Source organism: Bradyrhizobium sp. CCH5-F6 (assembly GCF_001556045.1).
Classification (GTDB): domain Bacteria; phylum Pseudomonadota; class Alphaproteobacteria; order Rhizobiales; family Xanthobacteraceae; genus Bradyrhizobium.
Genome location: NZ_LSIC01000043.1, coordinates 44,925 through 56,100, shown reverse-complemented (window position 1 = coordinate 56,100; position 11,176 = coordinate 44,925). Strand labels below are relative to the sequence as shown.

The window sequence follows — 11,176 nt, the reverse complement described above, 5'->3', positions numbered from 1 at the left end:
GGAGAGAGCCCTCACCCGCGCCTTCGGCGCGACCTCTCCCGCAAGCGGGAGAGGTGGACCTCAACCCGCGATCGCGCCGCGCACGGCGGCGATGACACGCTCCTGGTCCGCTTCGGTCAAATAAGCGTGCATCGGCAGGCTGATGACGTCCTGCGACAGGCTCTCGCACCCCGGCAGCCCGCCTTCTGCGACCGGATAGTGCTTGTAGGCGGTCTGCTGATGCATCGACTTGCCATAATAGATCGCGGTCGGTACGCCCTGGGCCTTCAGCGCGGCCGCGAAGCCGTCGCGATCGGTGCCTTTGGGGAGGCGGATGGTGTATTGCGCCCAGACCGAGGTGTTGCCGGCCGCCAGCCGCGGCACGGTGACGACATTGGACAGGCCCCGCGCATAGCGTTCCGCGACCCTGTTGCGGGCGGCGATCTCGTCGTCGAATATCTTCAGCTTCTCGATCAGGACCGCGGCCTGCATGGTGTCGAGCCGGCCGGTCAGGCCGAGGCGGACGTTGTCGTATTTGTCGACGCCCTGCCCGTGCACGCGGATGCTGCGCAGCGTGGTTGCCAGCTCGTCGTCATCGGTGAAGATCGCGCCGCCGTCGCCGAAACAGCCGAGCGGTTTGGCCGGGAAGAAGCTGGTCGCGGTGGCATGCCCGATGGTGCCGAGCTTGCGGCCCTTGTAGCTCGCGCCAAAGCCCTGCGCGGCGTCGTCGAGCACGAACAGGCCTTCGGCCTTTGCGATCTCGGCGATGGAATCGTGATCGGCGGGCTGGCCGAACAGATCGACCGGAATGACCGCGACGGGCTTGAGGCCGGCCTTGCGGGCGCTCGCGATGCCGCGCTTCAGCGACTCCGGGCTCATGTTGAAGGTTGCTTCCTCCACGTCGACATAGACCGGCGTCGCGCCGGTCCGCGCTACCGGCGAGGCGGTCGCGATGAAGGTGAAGGAAGGACACAGCACGGCATCGCCGGGCCCGAACTTCTTCGCCATCATCACCATCAGGATCGCGTCGGTGCCGCTGGCGCAGCCGATCACGTGCTTGGCGCCGCAATAGGCCGCGAGCTGCTTCTCGAGCTCGAAGACCTCGGGGCCGTTCACGAACTGGCAATGATCGAGAACCCGCGTCACGGCCGCATCGAGCGAGGCACCGAGCCGGCGCCGCTGCGTGCCGACGTCGATGAAGGGAATGGGATCGGAACGCAGATGCTGGTTCATGGCGCCTTGCACTTCTGGAGCGGTCGACATGGAGAGGGATCAGACGGCGACGCGGCGCGGAGCCTTCCGGGCGGGCGCGGCGGCCGCAGGCCGCGCCGGTGTCTCAAGGCACTGCGTCGCGATCTCGAGGCTGGCGACGCCCTCGTCGCCGGTGACCGCCGGCGTCTCGCCGTTGCGCACGGCCTTCAGGAACGCGATCAGCTCGGCACGCAGCGGCTCGTCATGGCCGACAGGCAGATGCCGCATCGAATAGCTGCCATCCGGCTTGAAGCCGAAGCATTCGGTGACCTGGCGCGTGAGCAGATCGCCCATCACGTATTTGCCGCGCGTGGCGACCGTGACGCTGCGTGCCTTGAACGGCGTCAGCCAGTTGGTGTTGATGTGGGCGAGCACGCCGTTGGCTGTGCGGAACTGCAACAGCGCGATGTCCTCGCGCTCGGCGACGGCGCTCGACAATTGCGGCTGCACCTCGACGATGTCGGATTCGGTGAACCAGCGGATCAGATCGATGTCGTGCACGGCGAGATCGATCACGACGCCAACATTGGACATGCGCGGCGGGAACGGGCCGACGCGCGTGATGGCGATGGAGAGAATATCCTCGCCAGCGATGGCCTGCTTGACGGCGGCAACCGCCGGATTGAAGCGCTCGACATGGCCGACCATCAGCGTCACGCCGGCCTTCTGTGCCGCGGCGACGATCTCGCGGCCCTCTTCCACCGTGGACGCGATCGGCTTCTCGACCAGCACGTGGATGTTCTTGGCGATGCAGGCGAGCGCGAGCTCGTGATGCAGATGGGTGGGAGCAGCGATGGTGACGGCATCGACGCCTTCGGCGAGGAGCTGGTCGAGCGTCTCGAAGCTTTCGCAATTGGCAAGTTCCGTAGCCCGCGTACGATGTGCCGGCGAGGGATCGACGACGCCGACGAGGCTGATGCCGGGGAGCCCCGCAAGCACCCGCGCGTGGTTGCTGCCCATCACGCCGGCGCCAATCACGCCGACGCGCAAGCCGGCCTTCGCCGGCGCAGACCCTTTGGAACTCATCTGAGCAAACCCCGATTCAACCCAAATCCCCGGTGCCTCTCCTAGCACGGCCGCCACATTTGTGGCGAATGCGGAGCGGGCAGTCCGGACACGATTTGATTCAAAAAGTTACACGTTCCCCGGGCCTTAGGCCGCAAAAGATACCGCCTTCTCGGCCCGGGTCGCGTGATTCGGAGCTTGCTGGTTACGACCTTTGATAGTCGTCTTCAATCCGGATGATGTCGTCTTCCCCGAGATAAGAGCCGGTCTGGACCTCGATCAGTTCCAGCTGGATCTTGCCGGGGTTCTCCATCCGGTGGACGGCGCCCATCGGGATGTAGATCGACTCGTTCTCGTGCACCGTCTTCACGGTCTCGTTGACGGTGACCTGAGCCGTGCCGCGCACCACGATCCAGTGCTCGGCGCGATGATGGTGCTTCTGCAGCGACAGCCGCCCGCCCGGCTTCACCACGATGCGCTTGACCTGGTGGCGCTCGCCATTGTCGACGGACTGATAGCTGCCCCAAGGCCTGTGCACCTTAAGATGCTCCTCGGTGACCTTCGGCGCGACCGCCTTCAGCTTGGTCACGAGGCGCTTCAGGCCGTTGGCATCCTTCTGACGCGAGACCAGGATCGCGTCGGCCGTGGCGACCACGACGAGATCGTCGACGCCTTCGAGCGCAACCAGCGCAGAATCGGTGGTGACGTTGCAGTTGCGGGAGTCCTCGAACACGGCGGTGCCATGCGCCGCATTGCCTTGCGCGTCCTTCTCCGACAACTCCCACACCGCGAGCCAGGAGCCGACGTCGGACCAGCCGCACGACACCGGCACCACGGCCGCGCGTGAGGTCTTTTCCATCACCGCATAGTCGATCGAGATCGCCTTCGCCGAGCCGAAGGCCTGCGGCTCCAGCGTGACGAAGCCGAGATCGCGGCCGGCATTGTTGACGGCGCTCGTGACCGCCTCGACGCTCGCGGCATCGACCCTGCGATATTCGTCGAGCAGCACGCTGGCGGGGAACATGAAGTTGCCGCTGTTCCAGAGATAGCCCGAATTGACGTAGTCGGATGCCTTCACCGCGTCCGGCTTCTCGACGAAGCGGGCGACCGCATGCACCTCGCCGGAAATCACCTCACCCGGATTGATGTAGCCGTATTCGGTCGCCGGCCGCTCCGGCTTGACGCCGAAGGTGACGATGCGCCCGGCGATCGCGGCGGTGAGGCCCTCGCGGCAGGCCGCGACGAAGGCGGCATTGTCCTGCACCACGTGGTCGGCGGCGAGCGCGAGCACGATCGCTTCGCTGTCGCGGTTCTGCGCGAACACCGCGCCCGCGGCGATCGCGGGACCGGAATCGCGCCGCATCGGCTCGAGTATCACGTCGGCCTCGATGCCGATCTCTGCGAGCTGCTCCAGCACCATGAAGCGATAGGCCGCATTGGTGATGACGATCGGACGATCGAACAGCGAGGGATCGGACACGCGCAGCAGCGTATCCTGGAACGTCGAGCGTGCGCCGAACAGCGGAAGGAATTGCTTGGGTCGCACTTCGCGCGAAGCGGGCCACAGCCGCGTGCCGGCACCGCCGCACATGATCAGGGGGATTATGCGTTTGTCCATCGTGATCTCAAACCTTGAAATAGCCGCGATACCAGGTGACGAAATTATGGACCCCATGCTCGATCGGCGTTGACGGTGCAAAGCCGGTGTCGCGCATCAGATCCTCGACATCCGCGAACGTTTCCAGCACATCTCCCGGCTGCATCGGCAGCAATTCTTTGATCGCCGTCCGGCCCAGCTCCCGCTCCAGAAGACCGACGACGTGCATCAGTTCCTCCGGATGATGATTGCCGACATTGTAGAGCTTAAACGGCGCATTTGCGGCAGCCGGATCGTCCGCAGGCACAAGATCCACCAGCCTGGATACGACACGGGTCACATCGTCGATATAGGTGAAGTCGCGGCGCATCTTGCCATGGTTAAAGAGCCGGATCGGCTTGCCGGCCATGATGGCGTTCACGAACAGAAACATGGCCATGTCGGGCCGGCCCCACGGGCCGTAGATGGTAAAGAAGCGCAGTCCCGTGACCGGCAGGCGATAGAGGTGGCTGTATGACTGCGCCATGACCTCGTTCGCCTTCTTGGTCGCGGCATAGAAGCTCACGGGGTGATCGGTGCGGTCCGCAACCGCAAATGGCAGTTTTGTGTTGGCGCCGTAAACGGAGGATGACGAGGCGTAGACGAGATGACGACAGCCGTTGTTGCGGCAGCCCTCCAGCACGTTGAGAAAGCCCTGGAGATTGGAATCGGCATAGGCGTACGGCTGCTCGATCGAGTGGCGCACGCCGGCCTGCGCCGCGAGATGCACGACTTTGGCAAAACGATGTTGCGCGAACAGCGCCGCCATCGTCTCGCGGTCGGCGAGATCGGCCTCGACGAAGGAGAAGCCGGAGTGGCCCCCGAGCAGCGCAAGGCGCGCTTTCTTCAGCGCCGGATCGTAATAGCTGTTGAGATTGTCGAGCCCGACGACGGGGCGGCCTTCGCCGAGAAGCTGGCGGGCGACGTGGAAGCCGATGAAGCCGGCGGCCCCCGTCACCAAAATCGCCTGATCCGCCATCCTGTTCCCCTGAGGTTCCAGCGCCCGGGCCTGTTTAGCCGCCCCCTCGACGGGGTCGCAATAGGCCCATCGGGTTCGTGAGCGCCACCTCATCACGCTCCAACGACGGCTATTGCAAGATCGGCGCCAAGACCATACCAAAGCGACCGAATTCGGCGCCTCGCGTCGGGTTGCCTCAAATCTTCGCAAACCCTGTTCATGCGGGCGAAATGCGCCGAATCCTGCTGTCGACGGCCAAGATCATGATTTCCGCGGCGCTGCTCTATCTGGCGCTGCGCAAAGTCGATCTGTCCGAATTGTTCTCGCGCTTCACCGCGACCAGCCTGCTCTGGATCGGCGTCGCGATCGCGGTCACGTTCCTTCAGATCTTCGTCGGCGTGCTGCGCTGGCGCGAGATCAGCGCGGTCTGCGGCGCGCCGCTCGAGCTCGGCCGCGCCATGCGCTACAACGTGATCGGCTCGTTCTTCAACCAGACCCTGCCCTCGGCGATCGGCGGCGACGCGGTCCGGTTGTGGCTGGTCGCGCGTGCCGGCGCCGGATGGCGTGCGGCGACCTACTCGATCTTCGTCGACCGCGCGATCGGCTTGATCGCGCTCGCGATCGTCATCGTCGCAAGCCTGCCCTGGAGCTACGCCCTCATCACCGATCCGCACGGACGCTCGGCGCTGCTGCTGATCGACCTCCTGGCGCTCGCCGGCGGCCTCGGCTTCCTGATCTTCGGCGCGCTGAAATGGCCCTGGCTGAAGACTTGGTGGGCGACGCATCACATTCACGCCTGCGCCGTCATCGCCAACCGCGTGATCTTCAGCCGCACCCGCGGGCCGATCATCGCAATCCTGTCGATCCTCGTTCACGTGCTGGCCGTCGTCATCGCCTGGTGCGTCGTGCAGTCGATCGCAGCCCCGGTCCGCTTCAGCGACGTCTTTCTGCTCGTGCCGCCGGTGATGCTGATCACGATGATGCCGATCTCGATTGCCGGCTGGGGTGTGCGCGAAGCCACGATGAGCCTTGCGTTCGGCTTCGCAGGGCTTGCCCCCAACGAGGGCGTCAACGTCTCGCTGCTGTTCGGCGCCGTGTTCTTCATTGTCGGCGCATTCGGCGGCCTGGTCTGGATTCTCAGCGCAGAGAAGGCCGCGCAAGGGTCGGCCCCGATCGGAGTGCCGGAGTGAGCCCGGCCGCCGATGCGCTCGCCGGCGCGCCCTTGCTGCTTGCTCTTGCGATCGCCGCGCTGATCTCGGCGCTCGTCACCTGGATGAGCCGGCCCCTGCTCCAGCGCTACGCGCTGGCGCGGCCGAATGCGCGGTCCTCGCATCGCATCCCCACCCCGCAGGGCGCGGGCATCGCGGTGATCGCCGCGACGCTGATCGTCGCCTCGCTCTGGGCAGCCTCGGCCAATGTCGCGATCCCGCCGGCGCTGGTCGCTGCGACGGTCGTGATCGCGCTGGTCGGCTTCGCCGACGACATCGTGTCGCTGCCGGTGCTCGTGCGGCTGGCGCTGCAGGCAGCCTGCGTCGGCGCAATCGTGTTCACGGCGCCCGAGACCGCGCGCATCGTGCCGGCGCTGCCGCTTCCGCTGGAGCGCGGTCTCATCGTCCTTGCCGGAGTCTGGTTCGTGAACCTCGTCAACTTCATGGACGGGCTCGACCTGATGACGGTGGCGGAAGTCGTGCCGGTCACCGCTGCGCTGCTGCTGCTCGGATGGCTCGGCGACCTCTCATGGCCGGCCGTGCTGATCGCCACGGCGCTGTGCGGCGCCATGCTCGGCTTTGCGCCGTTCAACCGTCCCGTCGCAAAGGTCTTCCTGGGCGATGTCGGCAGCCTGCCGATCGGCCTCTTGCTCGGCTGGTGCCTGCTGGAGCTCGCCTTTCGGGGCCAACCGGCCGCGGCGCTGCTGTTGCCTGCCTACTATCTTGCGGATTCCACCATCACGCTGTTTCGACGCATCATCAGACGCGAACCGTTCTGGTCGGCTCACCGGACGCACTTTTATCAGCGCGCGACCGACAACGGATTCACGGTCAAGGGGGTGGTCGGCGAGACATTCGCGCTCAATCTCGTGCTGGCCTCGCTCGCCGTCGCCACCGTCCGCGCCGGCTCGACGGCGATCACCATCCTCTGCTTGTTCGCAGGCGCGGGCGCGGTCGCACTCGTGCTGCGGCGTTTCTCCCGCGTTTAAGGATTCTGAGCCGACAGCGCGAGCTGCAACCCCTCGTCGAGTGAGACCGGCGGCTGCCAGCCGGTCGCGAGCGCCTTGGAGATGTTGAGCTCGAGCGAGCCGATCAGGCTGTCATGCGTATCCTGCCGGCCGATCGCGCCGAGCAGCGTGGAGAGCAGGCGCGGCGGCACGCCGAACAGACGCGGGCTCTTGCCGGACGCGGCGGCGAGGCGCCTGATGAATTCTGGCGTCGAGACCTGTTCCCTGTCGGCCACCAGGAAGATCTCGAAATTGCTGGCGGGATCGGGATGGCCGAGCCGGTGCAGGATGAACGACGACAGGTTCTGCACGGCAAGGAAGGCGCGCTGGTTGCCGATCGCCGCAAAGGGCAGCGGCAGCCCCAGGCTCACCGCCCGCGTCAGCAGCGCGAAATTGCCCTTGGCACCCGCGCCATAGACCAGCGGCGGCCGGATCACCGTGATCTTCATGTCGCTGTCGCGCGCCAGCGTCCTCAGGCCGGCCTCGGCCGCGGCCTTGGACATGCCATAGAGGCCGCGCGGAGTCAGGACGTCGTTTTCGCTGAAGGCAGCGCGGCCGTCATTGCTGCGGCCGTGAACGAGAACGGTGCTGATGAAGATGAAGTGGCGCACGCCGGCCGTCGCCGCGCAGCGCGCCAGATGCAGCGTGCCGGCAATGTTGACGTTGCGGTAGAGCTGGACCGCGTGCTCCTCGTGCTTGTGGTGCACGCGCGCAGCGAGATGGATGACGGCATCGACGCCTTCCAGCGCGGCCTTCCAGTCGGTCTCGGGACCGATCGATTCGATCACGGCCTCGTCGTCGACACCTTCCGGACTGCGGACCGCACGGCGGACCGACCACCCCCCGCGCACGAGCGCTGGCGTGAGATGACGGCCGACGAAGCCGCTCGCTCCCGTCACCAGCACGATCGGCCTGCGCTCGCTCATCGTTGCTCCGAAAGGTCGGGGTTGCGCAATAATTCGTCGATCAGCGCGGCATAGGCGTTCATCGCGGTCGTTCTGTCGAACCGCGCCGCCGCCTCCACCGCGCGCAGCGACATGGTGCCGTCGTCGGAACGGGACGCGGCGCGGATCGCTTCAGCGAGCCGATCGGCGCGGCCGGGCGGCACGACCCAGCCGAGCCTGCTCTCCACGACCGTCAGCGCGGCCTCGGCCTCCGGCTCGGACACCAGCACCACGGGACGGCCGACCGCCAGCAGATTGTAGAACCGGCTCGGCACCGACACCCCCGCGACGTTCTTCCGGTACGGAATGATCCAGAGATCGGCGGCGGACAGAAACGCTTCGAGCTCTGAATCCTCGACGCGCCCGACAAAGGAGACATTGCAGAGGTTCGCCGCCGCCTGCAACTGCTTCAGCCGTTCGAAGCCGATGCCCCATCCGGACAGCAGGAAGTGAACGTCCGCCTCGTCCTTCAGGAGCCGCGCCGCCTCGAACACGACCTCCGGATCATGGGTAAAGCCGAGATTGCCCGACAGGCCGACGACGAAGCGCGCGGAGAGCGCCTTGCGGAACGGATTGTCGGGCGTGACCGGCCGCGGCGCGGGCACGAGCGTCGCCCAGTTCGGGATGAAGCGGATCTTGCTCCGCCTCATCCCGGAATAGCTGAGCAGCGGCCGCTCCGCGTCCCGTCCGATGGTGATGACGGCGTTCAGCGCACGGAACATCAGGCCGTTGGCGGCGCGCATCGTCCGCGTCACGAACGAGCCTGGCTTCAGCAGGCCCGCCATCACCAGCACATCGGGAAAGAGGTCGTGCATGATCAGCGCGGAGCGCGCGCCCTTGACCTTCGCTGCCGCCGCCACGGCGTAGGGCAGCATGAACGGCGCGGTCACCGTGAGCACGACGTCCCCTCGCCTCAGCTCCCGCACCAACGCGAAGAACGTGCGGCCTGCGAACAGCAGCTCGGAGACGCCGCGCCGCACCAGCGCCGCCTTGCCTGCCATGCGGTTCCTGATTGCGACGACGCGCGGCTTGCCCGGGCCGATCTGGGTCGCCGGCAACGCCCCTGGCGAGCCCGAGAGCACGAGGACCTCATGCTCGATGGCGAGACGGCAGGCGATCTCGGCCATGATCGCCGCCGTCGTGCTCGGATCAGGCGGATAATGCTGGCTCGCGACGACGATCTTGCCGGAGGGCTCCATGGTCAGGCCGCGGTCGACCCGAATTCGGGCACCGCATCCTTCAGGATGGTCCTGATGGTGGCGCGATCGTCGCGCGCGATCGCCTGCTCGAGCGCCGCGATCCACTTGCGCAGCGTCTGCATCGGCGGTTCGTTGGGCTGCGCGGCCATGATCCCGGCGACGCCGATCTCGCGGGTCGGCTCCTCCGAGGCGAACAGGATTTCGTGCAGGCGTTCGCCCGGCCGCATGCCGGTGAACACGATCTCGATGTCGTAGCCGGGCTGCAGTCCGGAAAGGCGGATCATGCGCTCGGCGAGATCGACGATCTTCACCGGCTGGCCCATGTTGAGCACGTAGACCGAGACGTCGGGACGCTGCGTTCCGAGCGCATGCGTGGCCGCGGTGATGACGAGATCGCAGGCCTCGCGGATGGTCATGAAGTAGCGGACCATGTCGGGATGCGTCACGGTGACCGGCCCGCCGGCCTCGATCTGCGCCTTGAACTTCGGCACCACCGAGCCGTTCGAGGCCAGCACGTTGCCGAATCGGACCGAGATCAGCCGCATCGGCGGCTTGGCCCCGCGCACCCCGGCTGCGAGGTCGTGATCCAGCGCCTGGCAGTACATCTCGGCAAAGCGCTTGGTCAGGCCGAGCATCGACACCGGCTCGATCGCCTTGTCGGTCGAGATCATCACCATCGCCTCGGCGCCGGCCGCCACGGCGGCATCCGCAACGTTGATCGAGCCGAAGATGTTGGTCTTGACGCCTTCGCTCCAGTCGCGTTCGAGGATCGGAACGTGCTTGAGCGCCGCGGCGTGGAACACGATGTCCGGCTTGAACTCCGCCATCAGGCGCATGATGCGCTCGCGGTCGCGAATGTCGGCGATCCGCCCTTCGGTCTCGGCTGCCGCCCCGTGCGCGGCGAGCGCTTCCGTGATCGCGTAGAGCGCCGGCTCGGAGTTTTCCACGATCAGGAGCCGCGCGGCGCCGAAGGCGACGACGCGTTCGCAGATCTCCGACCCGATCGAGCCGCCGCCGCCGGTGACGATCACCGCCTTGCCCCTGATCAGCGCTTCGAGGCGCGCATAATCGATCGTCTCGCTCGGCCGCAGCAGCAGGTCCTCGACCGCGACGGCCGTGAGGCGCGGCGTGTCGCCGCTCTCGAGCGAGGGCATGCGGTTGACGATCACACCCAGCTTGCGCGCCCGCATCAGGATCGATTCCGGATGGGCCTCCGGCTCGAATGCCGACGGCGTCATGACGAGGCGCGCGATCTTCTTGTTGCGCTTGGCGAAGTCGGCGATGACGTCCTCGAGGTCGTCGATGCCGCCCAGCACCGGCACGTTGCGGATGAACTGGCCGCGGTCGGAGCTCGACGGCGACAGCACGCCGACGGGCCAGATGCGCTTGATTGCCCCGCTCTCGATGCCGCGGAGCAGCACCTCCGCATCCGCGGCGCGGCCGATCAGCAGCGTCGGCGCGGCATCATCGGTCCTCGCATGACGGCGCACCCGCGTATAGCGGAAGTAGCGGTAGGCCATGCGCAGGGCGCTGAGGAAGGTGATCTCGAGAAACCAGTAGAGGACGATCGTCACCTTGCCGAGGAAGAAGGCACCGCGCACGTTTGGCGAAACGAAGATGTAGTCGAGCACCAGCAGCGCGACCGTCAGCACGGTCGCGACGCGGATGATGTTCAGCGCGTCGGGCAGCGAGATGAAGCGCCATTTCGTCGTGGTCAGGTTGAAGATGAAGAACACGACCACGCTGAAGGCGAGGAAGTAGGGCAGGATCTGGAACAGCAGCGGCAGGCGGTCGAAGAAGCCGTCGCCACCCTCGAACCGCAGATAGAAGGCGGCAAAAAGCGCCGCCGTCGTCGCCAGCAGGTCGTGGAGCGCGATCAGGAAATTGCGCAAGTTGAGATGCGAAAGACGCGTCATCCGCCGACCGATGGAAACCCAGTTAGATGCAACCTGACCGCGCTGATAGCCCATCCGGACGAGACTTGCCAGC

The 11,176-nt window shown here is 66.3% G+C and carries 9 protein-coding genes; 2 read left to right on the top strand and 7 right to left on the bottom strand.

Annotated features, from left to right (window positions below; genetic code table 11):
• Positions 1-60: 60 nt before the first annotated feature.
• From AX729_RS07310 to AX729_RS07295, 4 genes are all read right to left on the bottom strand, one after another.
• The gene (locus AX729_RS07310; RefSeq protein ID WP_061021545.1) at positions 61-1,212 is read right to left on the bottom strand and encodes a DegT/DnrJ/EryC1/StrS family aminotransferase; all 1,152 of its coding nucleotides are present in this window, start codon (positions 1,210-1,212) and stop codon (positions 61-63) included.
• 39 nt (positions 1,213-1,251) lie between these two features.
• A complete protein-coding gene (locus tag AX729_RS07305; protein ID WP_061021544.1) occupies positions 1,252-2,256 on the bottom strand; it encodes a Gfo/Idh/MocA family protein in 1,005 nt (334 codons plus the stop codon).
• A 184-nt stretch (positions 2,257-2,440) separates the two neighbouring features.
• Positions 2,441-3,853, bottom strand: a complete 1,413-nt coding sequence (locus AX729_RS07300; protein WP_061021542.1) for a mannose-1-phosphate guanylyltransferase/mannose-6-phosphate isomerase — start codon at positions 3,851-3,853, stop codon at positions 2,441-2,443.
• A gap of 7 nt (positions 3,854-3,860) precedes the next feature.
• On the bottom strand, positions 3,861-4,850 hold the full coding sequence (locus AX729_RS07295) for an SDR family NAD(P)-dependent oxidoreductase (RefSeq protein ID WP_061021540.1): 990 nt from the start codon (positions 4,848-4,850) through the stop codon (positions 3,861-3,863).
• A 209-nt stretch (positions 4,851-5,059) separates the two neighbouring features.
• Here AX729_RS07295 and AX729_RS07290 point away from each other — a divergent pair, with 209 nt between their 5' ends.
• Together AX729_RS07290 and AX729_RS07285 are read left to right on the top strand one after the other, a co-directional pair.
• Positions 5,060-6,019: a lysylphosphatidylglycerol synthase transmembrane domain-containing protein gene (locus tag AX729_RS07290; protein ID WP_061021538.1), complete on the top strand. Its 960-nt coding sequence runs from the start codon at positions 5,060-5,062 to the stop codon at positions 6,017-6,019.
• A complete protein-coding gene (locus AX729_RS07285) occupies positions 6,016-7,026 on the top strand; it encodes an MraY family glycosyltransferase (RefSeq protein WP_061021536.1) in 1,011 nt (336 codons plus the stop codon). The genes AX729_RS07290 and AX729_RS07285 overlap by 4 nt, the downstream gene beginning before the upstream one ends.
• On the opposite strand, the gene AX729_RS07280 is transcribed toward AX729_RS07285, so the two are convergent.
• Genes AX729_RS07280 through AX729_RS07270 form a run of 3 tightly spaced genes read right to left on the bottom strand, consistent with a single transcriptional unit; the run spans position 7,023 to position 11,103 of the window.
• Positions 7,023-7,970, bottom strand: coding sequence for an NAD-dependent epimerase/dehydratase family protein (locus AX729_RS07280; protein ID WP_061021533.1), 948 nt, complete (start codon positions 7,968-7,970; stop codon positions 7,023-7,025). The two genes, AX729_RS07285 and AX729_RS07280, sit on opposite strands and share 4 nt — an antisense overlap.
• The gene (locus tag AX729_RS07275; RefSeq protein WP_061021530.1) at positions 7,967-9,187 is read right to left on the bottom strand and encodes a glycosyltransferase family 4 protein; all 1,221 of its coding nucleotides are present in this window, start codon (positions 9,185-9,187) and stop codon (positions 7,967-7,969) included. Before AX729_RS07275 ends, AX729_RS07280 begins: the two co-directional genes overlap by 4 nt.
• Before the next feature lie 2 nt (positions 9,188-9,189).
• Positions 9,190-11,103 (bottom strand): SDR family NAD(P)-dependent oxidoreductase, encoded by a 1,914-nt coding sequence (locus AX729_RS07270; protein WP_061021528.1) that lies wholly within the window; start codon positions 11,101-11,103, stop codon positions 9,190-9,192.
• Between the last annotated feature and the right edge of the window lie 73 nt (positions 11,104-11,176).

Coding starts and splice junctions, on each gene's coding strand:
- AX729_RS07300 (WP_061021542.1), bottom strand. CDS start 3,853: ATGGACAAACGCATAATCCCCCTGATCATGTGCGGCGGTGCCGGCACG.
- AX729_RS07280 (WP_061021533.1), bottom strand. CDS start 7,970: ATGAGCGAGCGCAGGCCGATCGTGCTGGTGACGGGAGCGAGCGGCTTC.
- AX729_RS07270 (WP_061021528.1), bottom strand. CDS start 11,103: ATGACGCGTCTTTCGCATCTCAACTTGCGCAATTTCCTGATCGCGCTC.
- AX729_RS07305 (WP_061021544.1), bottom strand. CDS start 2,256: ATGAGTTCCAAAGGGTCTGCGCCGGCGAAGGCCGGCTTGCGCGTCGGC.
- AX729_RS07310 (WP_061021545.1), bottom strand. CDS start 1,212: ATGAACCAGCATCTGCGTTCCGATCCCATTCCCTTCATCGACGTCGGC.
- AX729_RS07275 (WP_061021530.1), bottom strand. CDS start 9,187: ATGGAGCCCTCCGGCAAGATCGTCGTCGCGAGCCAGCATTATCCGCCT.
- AX729_RS07290 (WP_061021538.1), top strand. CDS start 5,060: ATGCGCCGAATCCTGCTGTCGACGGCCAAGATCATGATTTCCGCGGCG.
- AX729_RS07295 (WP_061021540.1), bottom strand. CDS start 4,850: ATGGCGGATCAGGCGATTTTGGTGACGGGGGCCGCCGGCTTCATCGGC.